The sequence below is a fragment of the Chromobacterium sp. CCUG 30098 genome (assembly GCF_059916605.1).
The window spans coordinates 367,189-387,658 of record NZ_JAUCGS010000002.1; the positions used below are offsets into that span (position 1 = coordinate 367,189).

Consider the following 20,470-nt stretch of genomic DNA (forward strand, 5'->3'; position numbering starts at 1 on the left):
GGCGCGCCGCTGCCGCTGGCGCGCTTGTCTTGCGAGAAAATCAAGCGTTGTGGTCGTTGCGTGTTCCATCACGGGGCCGCCGGCTGCCAGCCGGCGGGGGAATACTGTCATGTTATCGGCCGTTTGGCCGTCAACTTTAATCCCCGGCCCGACTCTCGCAATAACGCGGGCCGGGCCGGGCGGTTGACGGCCCTGCGGCGGCTCAAGAGTGGTTTTTGAGCTCGGCGGCGGGGTCCGCGGCGGCGTCTTCCTGCGCGACGGTCTTGGGCGGCAGGAAGAAGGACAGCGGCGCGCTGAGGAAGCGCTTGAGCAGCATCGGCACCAGCGGCCACAGCAGGCTGCCGGACAGCTTGCGCGAGCGCAAGGCCACCCACAAAGCCAGCGAGAAGCTGACCGCCAGATTGGTCAGGCCGATCAGCGCCACGCCGGCGCAGCCGAGCAGCACGGTGGCCAGGGGCAGCTGGAAGTCCTGCGCCACGGTGGCGAAGGCCAGATTGGCGGCGGAGAAGGTGATGTGGCGGATATCGATGGGCAGGCCGAGGATGAAGCCTATGGTGCCGGTCAGGCCCAGGAACATGCCGAAGTAGAAGTTGCCGGCCAGCGCGCCCAGATTGTGTTCGATATAGTTGCCCAGTCTCCAGGCGCGGTTTTCGCCCAATAGCCGCTTCAGCCCGGCGTGGGAGGCGATGCGCTCAGGGATGCGGCGGTAGATCGCCTTGTTGTCGTAATAACCGGCGATCAGGCCGGACAGGAACAGAAACACCCCGGCGATGGCGGCGTGAGGCAGCGCCAGGCTGTGGATGGGGTCGATGTCGTGCAGCAGGCTTTGCGCCTTGGCCACGTCCACCACCGGCGCGCCGAAGGCGGCCTGCCAGGCGAAGGCGATCAGGCCGGCGGTGGGGATGGCCAGCAGCACATTGCCGAGGATGGCGACGAACTGGGTGCGCATCACTTTGACCACCAGGTCGGCCAGGTCCTCCAGCTGCTTCTTTTGTCCGTTGTTTTCGTGCAGCACCGCGGCGATGCGCGCGGCGGTCATCGCCGGCTGCTTGGTGGCGATGGTCAGGTGCAGGATTTGCACGATGATGAAGCCGATCGCGTAGTTGAGGCCGAAGGCGATGCCTTCCCACAGCGGCGGCAGGTGGCCGCGGCTGAGCATCAGCTTGATCAGCGCCATGAAGCCGACGATGAGGCCGGCGCCCATCGCCGCCTTGGCCATGGCGGACCACTCCTTGCGGCTTTCCGCGATGTAGTGCTCGCCGTGGCGGCCGGCGTGCTCGGTGACTTGCAGCGCCAGCAGCTCCACATTGGATTTGAACAGATCGCGCAGGCTGTATTTGCGGTTTTCCGCGCGCGCGAAGGTGACGATGAGCTGGAACAAGTGCGGTTCCGCGGCCGGGTCGTGTTCCGGGTCCAGGATGGCCAGCAAGGCGCGGATGCGGGCGATGCTCTGCGCCAGCCGCAGGCCGTGGTAGGTGAGGTTGACCGAGATGCCGAAGCGGCGCGCGTTCTTGCGCACCTTGTTGAGTATGCTTTCGCACTGGTCCAGCAGCACCAGCACGTGCTTGTCGTCCTCGGCGCGCGGCAGGCCCTCGATCAGATCGCGGCGGTAGCCGTCGACGTAGCGCTGCACTTCGGCGTTCAGATTGAGAAACGGCGATTCGAAGCGTTCGATGTCCGGATTGATGCGCACCAGCTCCGGCTCCAGGCCGATGGCGGTGATCTGGGCCGACAGCACTTGCACCGATTCCAGCAACTGCAGCCGAGTCTGCTGCCAGCCGTCGGCGTTGTCGTTCTCCTGCCAGGCCATCGCCCGCCACAGCGCGTGCCAGGTGGCGTCGGGGATGGCCGCCAGCCAGATGTAGTCCTGCTTCCAGCTGAACAGCCGGCTGAAGCGGTCCTGCAGCGAATCCGCCTTATAAGGCATGGGCAGAATGCGTTCGCCGACGCGTCGCAGCAAGGTGGAGCCGAAGCCTTCGTTGGCCAGGATGCCGCATTCGGTGTACAGCGGAATCTGCCGGGTTTCGGTCAGCAATTGCAGCAGCGCCTTGCGCAGGGCCGCGCGGTATTCGGCATGGTGTTCCAGCAGATAGGACAGCGCCTGCAGATTGACGACGGCTTGTTGCGGCTTGCCGGCGTCGTCGGGGCGCAGGCACTGCAGCAGCGCGGACAGGGCGTCGAGCTGGGCCGGCGCTTGGCTGATCTGGCGCAAGGCCTGCTCCAGGCTGGGGGACTGATTGTTTTCGCTCATCTAGGGTGCTGGTTAGGGGGCTAGTGGGTGATGGGGGCGCGATTCCGGCCCATGACCTTAATGGTAGGCGCAAGCGGGCTGATTTTCCGACGCGGCGCGGACGGCCGGCGGCGCGTGGAATCGGCATCGGGGTTTAGAGATGGGGACGATTGATTCAGTTTCCAGCTTTGCTTGCAAAATCGCGCAATTGACACCTTACTGACCAGTAAGTAGAGTGCTTCGCATGACTCAAGGCCCAGATCCCAAGACCGACACCCGCAAGCGCATCCTGGACATCGCCGAGCAATTGCTGCTCAGCCGGGGCTTCAACGCTTTCAGCTACCAGCACATTAGCTCGGAGCTGGGCGTGCGCAACGCCGCCATTCATTATCACTTCCCCAAGAAAAGCGATCTGGGCGTGGCCTTGATCCAGCGTTACCGCCGGCGTTTCCAGCGCTTCATCGACCAGCAGGCGGCGCTGGATCCCCAGGCGCAGCTGGAGGCGTATTTCGGTCTGAGCGACAGCTATTACCGGCAGCACCGGCAGATCTGTCCCAGCGGCATTCTCAGCACCGAATTCCTGACGCTGCCGGAGGAAATGCAGCGGGAAGCGGCGGCCTTCATCGACGAGATGCGGCTGTGGGCGGTGGACATCACTAGGCGCGGCGCGGCCAGCGGCCAGATGCGTTACGCCGGCACGCCGGAGGCCATCGGCATGATGCTGTTCTCCGCCTTGCAAGGGGCGCTGCAGCTGGCGCGCATAGATCAGCACGCGCTGGAGACCATCAAGCAGCAAGTGCGCGCGGTGCTGGGCCTGGGCGGGCATTGAGTGCCGGAATCACGACAACAACAGAGGGGCGCTACATGGAGTACAAGAAAAACAGCATGAGCCGCATTGCCGACAAAGTGGGCAAGTTGCCGGCGGGAATGCGCAGTACGGTATTGAGCATGATGTTCGGCAAGATCGTGCCGTTTCTGTCCACCGCGGGCCTGCGTTTCGAGGAGGTGGGCCATCAGCGTTTGACGGTGTCCATCCGCAACCGCAAGAAGGTGCAGAACCACATCCGCGGCGTGCACGCCGCGGCGATGGCCCTGCTGGCGGAGACCTCGACCGGCTTCGTCGTCGGCATGAATATGCCGGACGACAAGCTGATGCTGCTCAAATCGATGAAGGTCAACTACGTGCGCCGCTCGCAAGGCGATATGCGCGCGGTGGCCAGCCTGAACGCGGAGCAGATCCAGCTGATGCACGACACGGAAAAGGGCGAGGTGCTGGTGCCGGTGCTGGTCACCGACGAGTCCGGCGAATCGCCGATCGAATGCGAAATGCTGTGGGCGTGGATTCCCAAGAAACGTCCGGAACAAGGAGCGGCGGCATGATCAATCTGGAAACGATACGCGTCGAGCTGAACGAACACGTGGCCTTGATCCGCCTCAATCGCGCGGACAAGGCCAATGCGCTGAACCAGCGGATGTGGCAGGACTTGCGGGCCGCCTTCGAGTGGCTGGACGACACCCCGGCCGCGCGCGTGGGCGTGCTGGCCGGCGAGGGCCGTCATTTCTGTTCCGGCATCGACCTGGGCATGCTGATGGGCGTCCAGGCGGAGATCGCCGACGATTGCGAGGCGCGCAAGCGCGAGAAATTGCGTCGTCTGATCCTGGATCTGCAGGGCTGCGTCAACAGCCTGGAGCGTTGCCGCAAGCCGGTGATCGCCGCGGTGCACGGCGCCTGCGTCGGCGGCGGCCTCGACATCGCGCTGGCGGCGGATTTCCGCTTCGCGGCCGCGGACGCGGTGTTTTCGGTGCGCGAGATCGACGTCGGCATGGTGGCGGACGTGGGCTCGCTGCAACGGCTGCCGCGGGTGGTGGGCGAAGGCCTGGCGCGCGAGCTGGCCTTGACCGGCCGCGATGCGACGGCGGAAGAAGCGTTGGCCATCCGCCTGGTCAACCGCGTGCTGCCGGATGCGGACGCGGTGCTGGCGGCGGCGCTGGAATCGGCGCGGCTGATCGCCGGCAAGTCGCCGCTGGCGATGCGCGGCTGCAAGGAGGTGCTCAATTACAGCCGGGACCACTCGGTGGCGGACGGCCTTGAATATGTGGCGAACTGGAACGCGGCGATGCTGATCTCCGAAGACATCCAGAAGGCCGGCATGGCCATCCTGACCGGGCACGCGGCGCAGTTCCGCGACTGAGCGAGGCTTGTCTCGCGGGTTTCCAATGGCGCCTTAGGGCGCCATTGTTCGTTCTTGGCCCCGTTCACCCGCCGCCGCGCTTCGTGAGCGGCGGGGCGAAAAAAAAGAGGCGCGGAGCGCCTCTTCGGTTCAAGCGGTAGGACTGGGCTTACTGGGCGGCGCTGGCGGCCGGCGCGGCGGCGGCTTCGCCGCCGACGGTGGACACCACTTCCCACTTGCCGCCCTTGACCTGGTACACGGTCACCGCGCCGTTCTTGATGTCGCCCTTGTCGTCAAAGGCGATCTTGCCGGTCACGCCGGTGTAGCCGGTCTTGCCCACTTCGGCCAGATAGGTTTTGGGGTCGGTGGATTTGGCGCGTTTCATCGCGTCCACCAACACCATCACCGCGTCGTACTCATACGGCGCGTAGATCTGCACCTCGGTGTTGAACTGCTTCTTGAACTTGTCGTTGAACGCCGCGAAGCCCGGCATCTTGTCGCGCGGCACGCCGCAGCTGGACGCGTACTGGCCGTCGGAAGCCTCGCCGGCCAGCTTGATGAATTCCGGCGTCTGCCAACCGTCGCCGCCCATCAGCTTGGCCTTGAGGCCCAGGCGCTGCATCTGCTTGGCCAGCGGGCCGGCTTGCGCGTCCATGCCGCCGTAGAAGATCAGGTCCGGCTTGCTGGCCTTGATCGAGGTCAGAATGGCGTTGAAGTCGGTGGCGGTGTTGGTGGTGAACTCGCGTTTCACCACTTCGGCGCCCTTGCCCTTGACCGCGGCCTCGAACTGATCGGCCAGGCCCTGGCCGTAGGCGGTGCGGTCGTCGATGATGGCGATCTTCTTGGCTTTCAGACCGGTGGCGGCGAATTCGCCCAGCGCGCGGCCTTGCTGCACGTCGTTGGCGATCACGCGGAAAGTGGTCTTGAAGCCTTGCTTGGTGTAGTCCGGGTTGGTGGCGGACGGAGAGATCTGCGGAATGCCGGCGTCGGAGTAAATCTTGGACGCGGGGATGGTGGTGCCGGAGTTCAGGTGGCCCACCACGCCGGCCACGCCGGCGTCAACCAGGCGCTGCGCCACTTGGGTGCCGATCTTCGGGTCGCCCTGGTCGTCTTCCGACACCAGTTCGAATTTGAGCTTCTTGCCGCCGATCTCCACGCCGGCGGCGTTCAGGTCGGCGATGGCCAGCTTGGCGCCGTATTCATTGTCCTTGCCCAGATGGGAAATCGGACCGGACATCGGCGATACCTGGCCGATCTTGACGACGGCGCCGTCGCCTGCGGCTTGAGCCGGGGCCGAAGCCGCCTGGTTGGCGGCCGGTTGCTCTTGCTTGCCGCAGGCGGCCAGGGTCATGGCGGCAGCGGCAATGACGCTGAGGCGGACATATTTGTTCATGTGATGTATCCCCTGATTCTCTATTCTGTAGACTCTAGTCATCTCTTTGTGGCCAACGGTATTTGGTGAAAATGACCATTGGTTGCGTTTGATTATGGGTAGCTGTTTGCGCGAGTGTCAATGTCAAAACCGGGGAGGGGTGCAACTATTTGTAAACTTCTTGGGTAATGGTGTGTCTAAAGCGCAAACGCCACCTGGAATAACTGCCAGGTGGCGTTTCTTGTTTTTCAAGTTTTTGAATTTAAACGACTTGTTCGGATTTTTGCCGGCAGTCCGGTTTCAGGTTTTGGCGCCCAAGGCCTTGGCCCGTTCCTGGCGCAGCGGGGCGTTTTCCTCCGGGGCCTCGCACCATCCCGCCAGATTCTGTTTGATCATAGTCGAGATTGCGTGAATCCATTGCGGGTTTTCATTCAAACACGAAATGTATCGATATTCGCCGCCGCCATGGCTGAGAAAGGTCTCCTTGCCTTCCATCGCGATTTCTTCCAGCGTTTCCAGGCAATCGGCGATAAAGCCGGGACAGAGAATATCCAGCTTGCCGGTCTTGTCTTTGCCCAACTGAGCCAATACTTCGCTGGTATAAGGCTGCAGCCATTCCGCGCGGCCGAAACGGCTTTGGAAACAGACTTGGTACTCCTGTTGCGTCAAGCCCAGCGCTTCCGCCAATAAGCGTCCGGTTTTCTGGCATTCGCAGTGATAGGGGTCGCCCTTGTCGCGGGTGAAGCGCGGCACGCCGTGGAAGCTCATCACCAATTTGTCGCCGCGGCCGTGTTCGCGCCAATGCGCGCGCACTTGTTCCGCCAGCGCGCGGATATAGCCGGGGTCGTCGTGGAAATGGCGAACGGTGCGCAGCTCCGGCATATTGCGCAGCTTCATCAGCGCGCGGAAGACCTGGTCCAAGGCGGTGGCGCTGGAGGAGGCCGCGTATTGCGGATACAAGGGCAGCACCAGCAGCCGTTCCACGCCTTGTTCGCGCATGCGGGCGATCACATTTTCCACCGAAGGCTCGCCGTAGCGCATGGCGAAGTCCACCACCAGATTGCGCAAGCCCATCTCGCCCAACTGGCCCTTGATCAGCGCCGCCTGTTTGCGGGTGTGGGTGTAGAGCGGCGAACCGTCCTTTTCCCAGATCGCCGCGTATTTCTTGGCGGATTGGGCCGGGCGGGTGTTCAGGATCACGCCGTTGAGGATCAGCCACCAGAGCGCGCGGGGGATTTCGATCACGCGGCGGTCGGACAGGAATTCTTTCAGGTAGGGGCGCAGCGCCTTGGCGGTGGGCGCTTGCGGCGTGCCCAGATTCATCAGCAGCACGCCGGTCTTGGGCGCGTAGTCGTGACGAAACGGGGGTTCGGGCTTGAAATCCGCCATGCGGGACCTCTTGGTTGAGGCCGGGCGGCATGGCGCCCGGCCGGGTTTGGTGGCTTGTCTTAGTCTTCGCGGGACGGCGCCAGCACTGCGCGGTTGCCGTTGCTTTCCATCGCCGAAACCAGGCCGGCGGACTCCATTTGCTCGATCAGCCGCGCGGCGCGGTTGTAGCCTATGCGCAGATGACGCTGCACCGAGGAGATGGACGCCTTGCGCGTCTTGAGCACGATGGCGACGGCTTCATCGTAAAGCGGGTCGGCTTCGCCGTCGGATTCGCCGTCGAGGCCGGAGGACGCGCCGTCGTCGCCCTCGCTTTGGCCGGTGAGAATGCCTTCCACGTAGTCCGGTCCGCCGGTGCTTTTCAGGAACTCCACCACATGGTGGACTTCCTCGTCGGCGACGAAGGCGCCGTGCACCCGCACCGGGTAGCCGGTGCCCGGCGGCAGATAGAGCATGTCGCCCTGGCCCAGCAGGGTTTCCGCGCCCATCTGGTCCAGAATGGTGCGGCTGTCTATCTTGCTGGACACCTGGAAGGCGATCCGCGTCGGGATATTGGCCTTGATCAGGCCGGTGATCACGTCCACCGACGGCCGCTGAGTGGCCAGGATCAGATGGATGCCGGCGGCGCGCGCCTTCTGCGCCAGCCGCGCGATCAATTCCTCGATCTTCTTGCCGGCCACCATCATCAGATCGGCCAGCTCGTCGATCACCACCACGATCAGCGGCAGGGTGTCCAGCGGTTCAGGCGTTTCCGGCGACAGGCTGAAGGGGTTGGGGATCTTCTCGCCGGCCTTGTCCGCGTCCTTGATCTTCTGATTGAAGCCGGCCAGATTGCGCACGCCCAGCTTGGACATCAGCTTGTAGCGGCGCTCCATTTCCGCCACGCACCAGTTCAGCGCGTTGGCGGCCTGTTTCATATCGGTGACCACCGGGGCCAGCAGATGCGGAATGCCTTCGTAGATCGACAATTCCAGCATCTTGGGGTCGACCATGATCAGCCGCACTTCCTTGGGCGTGGACTTGTAGAGCAGGGACAAGATCATCGCGTTGATGGCCACCGATTTGCCGGAGCCGGTGGTGCCGGCCACCAGCACGTGCGGCATCTTGGCGAGGTCGGCGGACACGGGCTGGCCGGCGATGTCCTTGCCCAGCGCCATGGTCAGCCGGGAGGCCATGTTCTGGTAGCCGTCGGAGCCGACGATTTCCGACAGACGCACGATCTGGCGTTTGGGATTGGGCAGCTCCAGGCCCATATAGGTTTTGCCGGGAATGGTCTCCACCACGCGGATGGACACCAGGGACAGCGCGCGCGCCAAGTCCTTCATCAGGTTGACCACCTGAGCGCCCTTGACGCCCACCGCGGGCTCCACCTCGTAGCGGGTGATCACCGGGCCGGGATAGGCGGCCACCACTTTGACGTCGACGCCGAAGTCGGCCAGCTTGCGTTCGATCAGCCGCGAGGTGTATTCCACCGTGTCCTGCGATACCGGCTCCTGCTGCTCCTTGGGCGCTTCCAGCAGCGTCAGGCCGGGCAACGCGCCGTCCTTGGGATCGGCGAACAAGGAGTGCTGCACCGGCTTTTGCGCCTTGGTGGACAGCGGCACGTCCAGCACCGGCGGTTCGATGCGCAGAGGGATTTTCTCTTCGTTCTTCTTTTTCTCGGTGGTGATCTTGGCTTCGCGCTTCTGCGCGGTTTCCTTGCCGATTTCCCTGTCCTTGCGCGCCTGCCAGCTGTGCCACAGCTTCAGGGCGCCGTCTTCCAGCGCGCCGCCCAGGCGTTCCATGATGTCCAGCCAGGACAGGCCGGTGAACAGGGAGAAGCCGATGGCGGCCAGCACGCTGAGCAAGAGATAGGCGCCGGACAGGCCCAGGCCGTGGGCGATGCCTAGGCCGATGAAATGTCCCAGCATGCCGCCGGCGGACAGCGGCAGATTCAGCGCTTTTTCGGCCAGGATGATGGCTTCAATGCTGGCGCTGGAAAACAGCAGCAGCAGAAAGCCGCCGATGGCGGCGACGGTGATGGGATTGAGCTTGAAGCCCAGGGTTTCCATCCGCTGATAGCCCCAGGCGATGGCCACCAGGCAGAACACCACCAGCCACCAGGCGGACAGGCCGAACACATAGAGCAGCATATCGGACAGCCAGGCGCCGAAAGCGCCGCCGTAGTTGCGCACCGTGGGGTCGGAAGAGCTATGGGACCAGGAGGGGTCGAGCGGGGAGTAGCTGGCCAGCACCAGCACCAGATAGACGGCCAGCACGGCCATCAGCAGCCACCACGCCTCGCGCAGCAGCGAGGCCAGCTGCGGCGGCAGCGGCGTCTGGCTGTTTTTGACTACGGCTTTGCGCTTGAAAAGTCGCATTTTTCTCTTGTTCGGCTATGACTGTCGCTGATTATAGCCTGACACGCCCGGTTTAAGCGTGTCGGAATGTATTCAGCTCCGCTGACAAGACTTGATGGCGTTCCCTATTGAAACGCTTAGCGGGGATACAGCGCGCCGAGCACGCGTCCGCCGGCTGCGCCGGTCACTTCCGGCAGGTTGCCGGCCAGGCGGCGCAAGAAGCGCCAGCCCAGCCAGGCGAAGGCGGCGGCCTCCACTTGGTGCTCGGGCAGGCCCAGCGCGGCGGTGCCGGCGATGGCTTGCTCCGGCAGCAGCGCGGCCAGCCGGCGCATCAGCGCGCCGTTGCGCGCGCCGCCGCCGCAGACGAAGACCGTCTGATTGCCGGGGCAGTGCAGGGCGATGGCCTGGGCGATGCCGCGCGCGCTCAATTCCAGCAGCGTGGCTTGCACGTCCGCGGCGGGCACATGGCGGCCCAGCAGCTTTTGCTCCAGCCAGGGCAGGTCGAACAGATCGCGTCCGGTGCTCTTGGGCGGCGGCAGACGGAAGAAGGGTTCGTCCAGCAGCGCCTGCAGCAGCGAGTTCTCCACCGCGCCCTGCGCCGCCCACTGGCCGTCGGCGTCGTAGGGCCGGCCCTGGTGGCGCAGGCACCAGGCGTCCATCAGCATATTGCCGGGGCCGCAGTCGAAGCCGACCACCGCCTGGCCCGGATGCAGCCGGGTCAGATTGCTGATGCCGCCGATGTTCAGGATCACGCGGTTTTGTTTCGGCGCGCCGAACACCGCCTGGTGGAAGGCCGGCACCAAGGGCGCGCCTTGGCCGCCGGCGGCCAGGTCGCGGCTGCGGAAGTCGGCGATCACGTCGATGCCGCTCAGTTCGGCGAGGCGGGCCATATTGCCGATTTGCCAGGTGTAGCCGGCGTCCGGCGCGTGACGTATGGTCTGGCCGTGGCTGGCGACGGCGGCGATGTCGGCCGGCTTCAGTCCCTCGGCCGCCAGCAGGCCGTTGACGGCCTGAGCGTAGAGTTCGGCCAGTTCATTGGCCAACCGGGCGGCGCGGTCCAGTTCGTTGTCGCCGATCGCCTGCAGCGCCAGCGCCTGTTCGCGCAGCCGCGGCGGGTAGGCGACGAAGTGGTCGGCTTCCACGCTGGGCGCGCCCTGTTCGTCGAAGCGCACCAGCACGGCGTCGACGCCGTCCAGGCTGGTGCCGGACATCAGTCCGATCAAGCGTTCATTCATCAGTCTAGCAATGCGATATTGGTGGGCAGTTCGCGCAGCAGTTTCAGGTGCGCGGTCAGCGATTGGTTGCCGGATTTGAATTCGGCCAGCTGGGTGGCGCTCAGGCCCGGGGTCGGCAGCGCGTTGGTGGCCGGGTCCACCGCCTGGCCGTTGATCCGCACTTCAAAGTGCAGATGCGGGCCGGTGGAGCGGCCGGTGCTGCCGACATAGCCTATCACCTCGCCGGCCTTGACGCTCTTGCCGGAGCGGGCGCCTTGGGCGAAGCGGCTCATGTGCGCGTACAGCGTGGTCATTTTCTGATTGTGGCGGATTTCCACCATATTGCCATAGCCGTTTTGACGCTCCACCTTGACCATGGTGCCGTCGGCCGGGGCGATGATGGGGGTGCCGGTGACGGCGGCGTAGTCCACGCCGGAATGCAGGCGCAGCGAGCGCAGGATCGGGTGTTTGCGGAAGCCGAAGCCGGAGCTGATGCGGGCGTTGGCCACCGGCTGGTGGCTGAAGCCCTGTTTGATCGGCTTGCCTTGCGCGTCGTAATAGGCGCCGGATTCGCTGTCGTGGGCGAAGTAGAACGCCTGGTGTAGCTTGCCGGAGCGCTGGATTTCCACCGCCAGCAGGTTGCCGGCGGCGATGGGCGCGCCGTTGTAGAGCAGGGTTTCGTACACCAGATTGATGCGGTCGCCCTTGCCCAGGGAGTTGATGTTGAACTGATCGGCGAAGATTTCCGTCAGCTGGGCGCGGATGTCGCGCGGCACCTGGGCCTTGGCCAGCGCGGCGCCGACCGAGCGGGTGATCAGCAGCGAGCGCACCGTCTGCACCGCCTCGGTGGCGATCGGGTCGGCGCTGGCCTGCCATTCGCCTTTGACCTTTTCGATGGCCACCAGCACCTGTTCGCCGTTCTCGTCGTCATTGAGGAAGCGCAGGCCGAAGAGTTCGCCCAGATCGTTGGTTTGCACCGACAGCGTGGCGCCGGTCTTCAGCTTGAGCAGGTCCTTGGACAAGGGGCTGGAGTGCAGGAAGCGGTTGGCTTCGCTGTCGCGGATGCCCAGCCGGTTCAACACGCGGGCGATGGTGTCGCCTCGCTGTATCGCCTCGTCCCGCCAATAACGGGTGCCGCTCTCGCTGAAGCTGAAGGCGGGCAGGCTGAGTTGTTCGGTCACTTCTTTTTGCTGGATGTCCGCGGCGGCGGGTTGGGCGCCGTTCTGAGCCACGGCGAAAGCGGTGGCCATGCCGAACAAGGGTAGGGAGGCGGCCGCGCCGATCAAGCTCAGATGGTGGTTCATCAGCTTGTGGAAGCATTTTTGCGGGATATGTAGCAGTTTGCGATAATCCATCGTTCACTATAAAAGGCTGGCCATGAGCCAACCTTATGTAAATTCCGTATTTGCCAATCACAGGCCTTGCGGCCGCGTCTCAACATTTGGGGAGCTTGCGCGGCATAAGTTCCTGTGCAAACTGTAAATTATAGCCGCGATTCCGGATGCTATCCGCCTGATTTCGCCGGGCGCCCATGCCAGGGCGTTTTTGCAAGGCTTTGATATTACTTCGATCTTGTCATCCATGTGTAGCGATAAATGAAATTGACATTGTTGTTGCCCGGTCTGCTCTGGCTGGACGGCCACGACGGCGCCGATGTGTGCAAGGGCCTGGATTTGCCCGCCTTGCAGCGTCTGCTGGGCCAGGGCGAACGCGCCGCCAGGCCGGCGGCGCTGAGCGAATTATTGACCGCGCCGTGGCGCGGCTCCGCGGCAGGTCTGGCGCGGCTGCGGGCGCGCGGCGCCGGCCTGCCGGCGGAGCGGGGGGACTGGCTGCTGGCCGATCCGGTGCATGTGCGCGTGGACCGCGACCGCGCCTTGCTGGCCGATATCGGCGTGATGAGCTTGAGCCAGGCCGAGGCTGAAACCCTGGCCGACGCGGCGAACCGTCATTTCGCCGACGACGGCTGGCGCATCCACCCGCTGGAGCCGGGCCGCTGGCTGCTGCAGCTGGACGCGCCGGCCGCCGCGAGCTTCAGTCCGCTGCCGGACGTGGTGGGCGAGGACATCAACGCGCATTTGCCGCAGGGCGAGCGCGGCCTGGACTGGAGCCGGCTGCTGAATGAATTGCAGATGCTGTTGTACGCCCATCCATTGAACGACGAGCGCGAGGCGCGCGGCGAACTCGGCGTCAACAGCCTGTGGCTGTGGGGCGGCGGCGCGGAGCCGGGCTGGCGCGCGCCGGCCGAGCAGGTGTTCGCCGACGAGGACTGGCTGGGCTGGATCGCCGCCGAGGCCGGCGAACCCTGCTTGCCGGCGCCTTACGATTTTTCCGGCTTCGTCGATCAGGCCGGCGGCCGCGACAGCCTGCTGGTGCTGGACGCGCTGCAGGCGGCGGCGCAGTACCGCGACGCCTGGGGCTGGCGCGAAGCGCTGCAGCGCCTGGAACGCGACTGGTTCGCGCCCTTGCTGCAGGCGCTGCGCCAGGGCCGGATCGACAGCCTGGTCTTGCGCGCGCACGGCCCCGAGGGGCTGGAGCTGAGGGCGCGCCGCAACGACCTGTGGAAATTCTGGAAGCGGCCGCTGCCGCTGTCCGCCTTGTATTGAGAAAACATGTCCCAAATCGTTTCCCGAACCATTCCCGCCGACACGCATGAGCAATTGCTGCGCCAGGGTCTGAGCCCGCTGATGGCGCGGCTGTACGCCGCGCGCGGCATTTGCGACTGCGCCGAGCTGGATTACGGCCTCAAGGCCTTGCTGCCCTATCAGAGCCTGAAGAACATCTTGCTGATGGCGCGCCGCCTGGCCGACGCCATCGCCGGCCGGCAACGGCTGCTGGTGGTGGCCGATTACGACGCCGACGGCGCCACCGCCTGCGCGGTAGCGGTCAAGGGTCTGTCCATGCTGGGCGCGCGCGTCGACTTCATCGTGCCCAACCGCTTCGAATACGGCTACGGCCTGACGCCGGAGATCGTTGAGCTGGCCGCGCGCCAAAGCCCGGACATCATCGTCACCGTGGACAACGGCATCGCCAGCGTGGACGGCGTACTCGCCGCCAAGGCGCGAGGCATCGAGGTGCTGGTCACCGATCACCACCTGCCCGGCGACACCTTGCCGGAGGCGCTGATCGTCAACCCCAATCAGCCGGGCTGCGAATTCCCGTCCAAGAACCTGGCCGGCGTCGGCGTGATGTTCTACGTGCTGATGGCCTTGCGCGCCGAAATGCGCCAGCGCGGCGTCTTCGACGAGCGCGGCCAGCCCAATCTGGGCGAACTGCTGGATTACGTGGCGCTGGGCACGGTGGCCGATGTGGTGCGGCTGGACCAGAACAACCGCACCCTGGTGGAAAACGGCCTCAAGCGCATGCGCGCCGGCCGCATGGCGCCGGGCATCGCCGCTTTGTTCCGCGTCGCCGGCCGCGCCCATTACAAGGCCAACACCTTCGATCTGGGGTTCACGCTGGGCCCGCGTTTGAACGCCGCCGGCCGTTTGGACGATATGAGCCTGGGCATCGCCTGCCTGCTGTCCGGCAACGAGGAGCAGGCGCAGCGGCTGGCGCAGCAGCTGGATCAGCTCAACCGCGAGCGGCGCAGCATAGAACACGGCATGCAGGACGAGGCGCTGGCGGCGCTGTCCGGCATCGACGCCGACAACCGCTATACGCTGACCCTGTTCCGCGACGACTGGCATCAGGGCGTGGTGGGCATCGTCGCCTCCCGGCTCAAGGAGCGCTTCCACCGGCCGGCCATCGTGTTCGCGCCCGGCGACAACGGCGAGATCAAGGGCTCGGGCCGCTCGATTCCCGGCTTCCATCTGCGCGACGCGCTGGACCTGGTGTTCAAGCGCCATCCCGGCCTGATCCTCAAGTTCGGCGGCCATGCGATGGCGGCCGGCCTTAGCCTGCGGCAATCGCGCTTTGACGAATTCCAGCGCGCCTTCGAGGCGGTGGCGCGCGAACTGCTGGAAGAACGCCACCTGACCCGCACCATAGAAACCGACGGCAGCCTGGCGCCGCGCGAATTGAACCTGGCGTTCGCCGAGCAATTGGCGGCCGAAGTGTGGGGCCAGGGCTTCCCAGTGCCGTATTTTCACGACCGTTTTGCGGTGATGAGCCAGCGCGTGGTCGGCGACAAGCACCTGAAGCTGCGGCTGGCGCGCGATGGCGAGGAGTTCGACGCCATGCTGTTCAATCAGGTGGAGTGGCTGCCGGACAATGTCGACGCGGTCTACCAGTTGATCGCCAACGAGTGGCAGGGCCGCAAGGAACTGCAAGTGTATTTGCAGCACTGGGCGGCGACGTGAGCCGGCCGGCGGATTCGCGGCGGCTGGTGCTGACCGGCGGTCCGGGCGCCGGCAAGACCGCCTTGTTGGAAGCCTTGCGTGCCGCCGGGTTTTCGGTGATGGACGAGGCCGGCCGCGCCGTCATCCAGGATCAGGCGTTGATCGGCGGACGCGCCTTGCCCTGGGTGGACCCCGGCGCTTTCGCCGAGGCGATGTTGGCCTGGGAGTTGCGCAGCCTGCGGCTGGCCGAGGGTTTGCCCGGGCCGGTGTTCTTCGATCGCGGCCTGCCCGATGTCTTGGGCTATCTCGATTTGCAGGGCTTGCCGATACCTGCGCATATGCAAGCTGCCGCCGAGCGGTTTCCCTACCATCGCCAAGTGTTTTTGCTGCCGCCGTGGCGCGAAATCTTTATTCAGGATCAGGAGCGCAAGCAAAGCTTTGCCGAGGCGGAGCGCACTTGCGCCGCGATGGAGCGGACGTATCGGCGTCTGGCTTATCAAGTCATCGAAGTGCCGCCGGCGCCCTTGGCCCAGCGACTCCGCTTCGTCATCGAACAATCGCGGCTTGGCCATGGAGAGCCGGCCAGCCAATTTAAGGCTTCATGATGGAAATGTTGGTGATCGGTCTGTTGCTGGGCTTGCTGGCCGCCGGCGCGGCCGCGGCCTTGCTGCGCGGGCGCTTCGCGCGGGAGGGGGCGGATCTGCGGGCGCAGCAGGAGATGTCGCGCCTGCAATTGGAAGAGTGTAGGCAGCGGGAACGGGCCGCGCTGGCGCAAGTGCAGCAACAGGGGCAGCAACTGGGCGATGTTCAGACCCAGTTGGGCGCCTATGTGGCGCGCGCGCAGCGCGTGCCGGAGCTGGAGCGGCAGGCGCAGGAGCGGGAGAGGCAGCTGGAGCTGCTGCAGGCGGAACTGCGTCGCCTTGGCGCGCAGCTGGCCGCCAGCGAGGAGCAGGGCAAGATGCTGGCCGTTTTGCAGGGGCGCGCGCAGACGCAGGGCGAGGAAATCACCCGGCTCACCGCGCGCGAGCAGGAGCTGGCGACCTTGCTGGAGCAGGAGCGCGGCCAGAACGCCGAAAAGCTGGCCTTGTTGACCGAGGCGCGCGAAAGCATGGCGGGGCAGTTCAAGGCCCTGGCCGGCGACATCCTGGAAGAGAAGGCCAAGCGCTTCACCGAGCAGAACCAGCAGAACCTCGGCCATCTGCTCGGGCCCTTGCAGCAGCGGCTGCAGGATTTCGGCAAGCTGGTGCAGGACAGTTATGAAAAAGACAGCCAGGGGCGCTTGTCGCTGGAGGCGGAGCTCAAGCGCCTGCAAGAACTCAACAGCCGGCTGGGCGACGACGCCATCGCGCTGACCAGGGCCTTGACCGGCGCCAGCAGCAAGGCGCAGGGCTCCTGGGGCGAGATGGTGCTGGAACGGGTGCTGGAAACCTCCGGTCTGCACAAGGACCGCGAATACCGGGTGCAAGTGTCCGACGTGGTGGCCGGCGAGGACGGCAACCGCCGCTACCAGCCCGACGTGGTGATAGACCTGCCGGAAGGCAAGCAGCTGGTGGTGGATTCCAAGGTGTCCTTGAACGCCTATGTGCGCTACACCGCCGCCGAGGACGAGGCCGAGCGCGCGGCGGAAATGAAGGCGCATGTCGCGGCCATCCGCAACCACATCCGCACCTTGTCGGAGAAGCGCTATCAGGACCTGTACCGCTTGAACACCCTGGACTTCGTGTTCATGTTCATCCCGGTGGAGCCGGCCTATCTGCTGGCGGTGCAGCAGGACATGAGCTTGTTCAACGAGGCCTTCGAGCGCCGCATCATGATCGTCGGCCCCAGCACCCTGCTGGCGACGCTGCGCACCGTGGCCAGCATCTGGCGCTACGAATACCAGAACCAGAACGCCCAGGAGATCGCGCGCCAGGGCGGGGCGATGTACGACAAATTCGTCGGCTTCGCCGCCAATCTGGAAAAGCTGGGCAAGCAGCTGGACGTGGCGCGCGACAGCTTCGGCGACGCGATGAAGCAGCTGTCCAGCGGCCGCGGCAACCTGGTCGCCAGCGCCGAGCGCCTGCGCAAGCTGGGGGTGCGCAATAACAAGCAATTACAGCAGCATCTTAAACTGGGCGCGGCGGAAGACGAGGGCGCGGAAGGGGCGGAAGAGCCCGGTCCGGACTGACGGAAGTCCGTTGGAGATGACCGTTTCGTGATAGAATATGAGCTGTCATTACCTATGCTGGCCGCCCTGCGGCGGGCGCGTGAATGCACCCGCAATCGCAGCGCGGCCTGTTCATCCTTACGAATCAAGAAACTATGACCGATAACCAGTTCGCCAAGGAAACCATCCCCATCAGCCTCGAAGAGGAGATGCGCCGCTCTTATCTGGATTACGCGATGAGCGTGATCGTGGGCCGCGCCTTGCCTGATGTGCGCGATGGCCTGAAGCCGGTGCACCGTCGGGTGCTGTACGCCATGCACGAGCTGTCCAACGACTGGAACCGCGCGTACAAGAAATCGGCGCGTATCGTTGGCGACGTGATCGGTAAATACCACCCGCACGGCGATAGCGCGGTATACGACACCATCGTGCGTCTGGCGCAGGATTTCTCGCTGCGCTACCCCTTGGTGGATGGTCAGGGCAACTTCGGTTCGGTGGACGGCGACAACGCCGCCGCGATGCGGTACACCGAGATCCGCATGGCGCGCATCGCCCATGAGCTGCTGGCCGACATCGAGAAGGAAACCGTGGACTTCGGTCCCAACTACGACGGTTCCGAGCACGAGCCGCTGATTCTGCCGGCCAAGATCCCCAATCTGCTGATCAACGGTTCCTCCGGCATCGCCGTGGGCATGGCCACCAATATTCCGCCTCACAATCTGAACGAGGTGGTGGACGCCTGCCTGGCCTTGCTGGCCAACAGCGAGCTGACCATTGACGAGCTGATCGACATCATTCCGGCGCCGGACTTCCCCACCGCGGGCATCATCTACGGTACCGCCGGCGTCAAGGAAGGCTACCGCACCGGCCGCGGCCGCGTGATCATGCGCGCGCGCGTCCATTTCGAAGACATCGGCAAGGGCGACCGCCAGGCCATCATCGTCGACGAGATCCCGTACCAGGTGAACAAGGCGCGGCTGCTGGAACGCATCGGCGAGCTGGTGCGCGACAAGCAGATTGAAGGCATTTCCGACCTGCGCGACGAGTCCGACAAGTCCGGCATGCGCGTGGTGATCGAGCTCAAGCGCGGCGAAATGCCGGAAGTGGTGCTCAACCACCTGTACAAGCTGACCCAGCTGCAAGACAGCTTTGGTATCAATATGGTGGCGCTGGTGGACGGCCAGCCGCGCTTGCTGAACCTGAAGCAGATTCTGGTGGAGTTCCTGCGTCACCGCCGCGAAGTGGTGACCCGTCGCACCATCTTCGAACTGCGCAAGGCGCGCGAACGCGGCCACATCCTGGAAGGCCTGGCCGTCGCGCTGTCCAACGTCGACGAGATCATCGCGCTGATCAAGGCGTCTGAAACCCCGCCGCAAGCCAAGATCGCGCTGATGGAGCGCGAATGGCGTTCGCCGCTGGTGGAGGAAATGCTGTCCCGCGTGGATCAGGACAAGGCGCGCCCGGACGGGCTGGCGGAAGAGTTCGGCCTCAAGGCCAGCGGCTACCGCCTGTCCGACGCCCAGGCCCAGGCCATCCTGGAGATGCGCCTGCAACGCCTGACCGGTCTGGAGCAGGACAAGATCGTCGCCGAATACCGCGACATCATGGCGGTGATCCTGGACCTCCTGGACATCCTGGCCAAGCCGGAGCGCATCAATCAGATCATCAGCGAAGAACTGACCGCCATCCGCGCCCAGTTCGGCGACGCGCGCCGTTCCGAGATCGAGCCTTTCGGCGGCGACATCAATATCGAGGACCTGATCACCCCGCAGGACATGGTGGTGACCATTTCCCATACCGGCTACATCAAGGCCCAGCCGATCGACGACTACAGCGCCCAGCGGCGCGGCGGCCGCGGCAAGCAGGCGGCGGCCACCAAGGACGACGATTTCATCGACACCTTGTTCGTGGCCAATACCCACGACTTCGTGCTGTGCTTCTCCAGCCGCGGCCGTTGCTACTGGCGCAAGGTTTACGATCTGCCGCAGGGCGGTCGTCAGAGCCGCGGCAAGCCCATGGTCAACGTGCTGCCGCTGGAAGAGGGCGAGAAGATCAACGCGCTGCTGCCGGTCAAGGAATTCCGCGACGACCAGTACGTGTTCATGGCCACCGCCGACGGCACCGTGAAGAAGACGCCGCTGCGCGCCTTCTCCAAGCCGCGCGCGGCCGGCATCATCGCCATCAATCTGGACGAAGGCAATTATCTGATCGGCGTGGCGCTGACCTGCGGCAAGAGCGTGGCCGGCCAGGGCGACGAGGATGACGAGGTCATCGTAGAAGAAGACATCGCGGTTGAAGGCGAGTTGATCGAGGACGGCCTGCCGGTCGAGGGCGATCAAGTGATGCTGTTCTCCGACGCCGGCAAATCGGTGCGCTTCAGCGAAAGCCAGGTGCGGCCGATGGGACGCACTTCCAGAGGCGTGCGCGGCATGAAGCTGGGCGAAGGCCAGAAGCTGATCTCCCTGCTGGTGACCAACTCCGAAGACCAGATGGTGCTGACCGCCAGCAACGGCGGCTACGGCAAACGCACCCGCACCGGCGACTTCCGCCTGACCAGCCGCGGCACCCAGGGCGTGATCGCCATGGACCTGACCGACAAGACCGGCTTCAAGCTGGTGGCCGCCAGCCTAGTGGAGGAAACCGACGACGTGATGCTGATCACCACCGGCGGCGTGCTGATCCGCACCAAGGTGGCCGAAGTGCGCGAAACCGGCCGTTCAGCCCAGGGCGTGCGCCTGATCAATCTGGACGAAGGCGAGCAGCTGATCGGCCTGGAGAAAGTGGCCGAGGGCGATAGCGACGACGAGGCGGACGCGCTGGAAGGCGAAGACGGCGTCGAAGCCGCCGACGAGGGCGGCGAGGCATGATTCCGACGCCGGCCAATCCCGAAGTGCTGGAGGCGATGAGCCAGCTTTTCGTCTCCTTTCCGCACTGTCGCGCCCTGGGTTTCCAGTACATCGGCACCGAGGGGCGCCGGCCCACTCTGAAAGTGGACTGGCGCGAGGACTTGGTCGGCAATCCGGTCACCGGCATCCTGCACGGCGGGGTGATCACCTCGTTGGTGGACACCTGCAGCGCGGTGGCGGTGACGGCGCATCTGCCGGAGATGGAAACCATCGCCACGCTGGATTTGCGCATCGACTACCTGAAGGCGGCCACGCCGGGCAAGCCCATCTTCTGCCGGGCGGAATGTTATCGCCTGGCCAGCCAGATCGCCTTTACCCGCGCCGTGTGCTATCACGAATCGCCCAGCGATCCGATCGCCCACGGTGTGGCCACCTTCATGCGCGAATCCAGCCGCACGCCGATGTTGCCGGAGGCCGCCGCATGAGCCG

The 20,470-nt window shown here is 64.9% G+C and carries 15 protein-coding genes; 9 read left to right on the plus strand and 6 right to left on the minus strand.

The window, feature by feature from the left end:
• Positions 1–202: 202 nt before the first annotated feature.
• Positions 203–2,251, minus strand: coding sequence for a site-specific recombinase (locus QUG03_RS07385; RefSeq protein WP_235088789.1), 2,049 nt, complete (start codon positions 2,249–2,251; stop codon positions 203–205).
• Positions 2,252–2,474: 223 nt separating this feature from the next.
• Here QUG03_RS07385 and QUG03_RS07390 point away from each other — a divergent pair, with 223 nt between their 5' ends.
• Genes QUG03_RS07390 through QUG03_RS07400 form a run of 3 tightly spaced genes read left to right on the plus strand, consistent with a single transcriptional unit; the run spans position 2,475 to position 4,422 of the window.
• Positions 2,475–3,059 carry a TetR/AcrR family transcriptional regulator gene (locus QUG03_RS07390; RefSeq protein ID WP_107799199.1) on the plus strand — a complete coding sequence of 195 codons (585 nt, stop codon included), beginning with the start codon at positions 2,475–2,477 and terminating at the stop codon, positions 3,057–3,059.
• A gap of 56 nt (positions 3,060–3,115) precedes the next feature.
• Positions 3,116–3,610, plus strand: coding sequence for a DUF4442 domain-containing protein (locus QUG03_RS07395; RefSeq protein WP_227108215.1), 495 nt, complete (start codon positions 3,116–3,118; stop codon positions 3,608–3,610).
• Positions 3,607–4,422 (plus strand): crotonase/enoyl-CoA hydratase family protein, encoded by an 816-nt coding sequence (locus QUG03_RS07400; protein ID WP_227108216.1) that lies wholly within the window; start codon positions 3,607–3,609, stop codon positions 4,420–4,422. The genes QUG03_RS07395 and QUG03_RS07400 overlap by 4 nt, the downstream gene beginning before the upstream one ends.
• Positions 4,423–4,570: 148 nt before the next feature.
• On the opposite strand, the gene QUG03_RS07405 is transcribed toward QUG03_RS07400, so the two are convergent.
• From QUG03_RS07405 to QUG03_RS07425, 5 genes are all read right to left on the minus strand, one after another.
• Entirely contained in the window at positions 4,571–5,794 is a 1,224-nt protein-coding gene (locus QUG03_RS07405; RefSeq protein ID WP_019101420.1) for a branched-chain amino acid ABC transporter substrate-binding protein, read from the minus strand.
• Positions 5,795–6,073: 279 nt separating this feature from the next.
• Positions 6,074–7,162 (minus strand): ferrochelatase, encoded by a 1,089-nt coding sequence (gene hemH, locus QUG03_RS07410; RefSeq protein WP_107799198.1) that lies wholly within the window; start codon positions 7,160–7,162, stop codon positions 6,074–6,076.
• A 59-nt stretch (positions 7,163–7,221) separates the two neighbouring features.
• The gene (locus QUG03_RS07415) at positions 7,222–9,519 is read right to left on the minus strand and encodes a DNA translocase FtsK (RefSeq protein ID WP_235088788.1); all 2,298 of its coding nucleotides are present in this window, start codon (positions 9,517–9,519) and stop codon (positions 7,222–7,224) included.
• Between the two features lie 116 nt (positions 9,520–9,635).
• Positions 9,636–10,733: an anhydro-N-acetylmuramic acid kinase gene (locus QUG03_RS07420; RefSeq protein ID WP_227108233.1), complete on the minus strand. Its 1,098-nt coding sequence runs from the start codon at positions 10,731–10,733 to the stop codon at positions 9,636–9,638.
• Positions 10,733–12,067, minus strand: a complete 1,335-nt coding sequence (locus QUG03_RS07425; protein ID WP_107799195.1) for a M23 family metallopeptidase — start codon at positions 12,065–12,067, stop codon at positions 10,733–10,735. The genes QUG03_RS07420 and QUG03_RS07425 overlap by 1 nt, the downstream gene beginning before the upstream one ends.
• A gap of 240 nt (positions 12,068–12,307) precedes the next feature.
• On the opposite strand from QUG03_RS07425, the gene QUG03_RS07430 reads away from it, so the two are divergent.
• The 6 genes from QUG03_RS07430 (at position 12,308) to QUG03_RS07455 (ending at position 20,466) form a co-directional block, all read left to right on the plus strand.
• Positions 12,308–13,315 (plus strand): hypothetical protein, encoded by a 1,008-nt coding sequence (locus QUG03_RS07430; protein ID WP_227108235.1) that lies wholly within the window; start codon positions 12,308–12,310, stop codon positions 13,313–13,315.
• A 6-nt stretch (positions 13,316–13,321) separates the two neighbouring features.
• Positions 13,322–15,010, plus strand: coding sequence for a single-stranded-DNA-specific exonuclease RecJ (gene recJ / locus QUG03_RS07435; RefSeq protein WP_500819738.1), 1,689 nt, complete (start codon positions 13,322–13,324; stop codon positions 15,008–15,010).
• Entirely contained in the window at positions 15,007–15,594 is a 588-nt protein-coding gene (locus tag QUG03_RS07440; RefSeq protein WP_500819739.1) for an AAA family ATPase, read from the plus strand. The genes recJ and QUG03_RS07440 overlap by 4 nt, the downstream gene beginning before the upstream one ends.
• Positions 15,594–17,156, plus strand: a complete 1,563-nt coding sequence (locus tag QUG03_RS07445; protein ID WP_500819818.1) for a DNA recombination protein RmuC — start codon at positions 15,594–15,596, stop codon at positions 17,154–17,156. Before QUG03_RS07440 ends, QUG03_RS07445 begins: the two co-directional genes overlap by 1 nt.
• A gap of 134 nt (positions 17,157–17,290) precedes the next feature.
• Positions 17,291–20,002: a DNA gyrase subunit A gene (gene gyrA / locus QUG03_RS07450; RefSeq protein ID WP_107799190.1), complete on the plus strand. Its 2,712-nt coding sequence runs from the start codon at positions 17,291–17,293 to the stop codon at positions 20,000–20,002.
• A complete protein-coding gene (locus tag QUG03_RS07455) occupies positions 19,999–20,466 on the plus strand; it encodes a PaaI family thioesterase (RefSeq protein ID WP_107799189.1) in 468 nt (155 codons plus the stop codon). The genes gyrA and QUG03_RS07455 overlap by 4 nt, the downstream gene beginning before the upstream one ends.
• Positions 20,467–20,470: the final 4 nt, after the last annotated feature.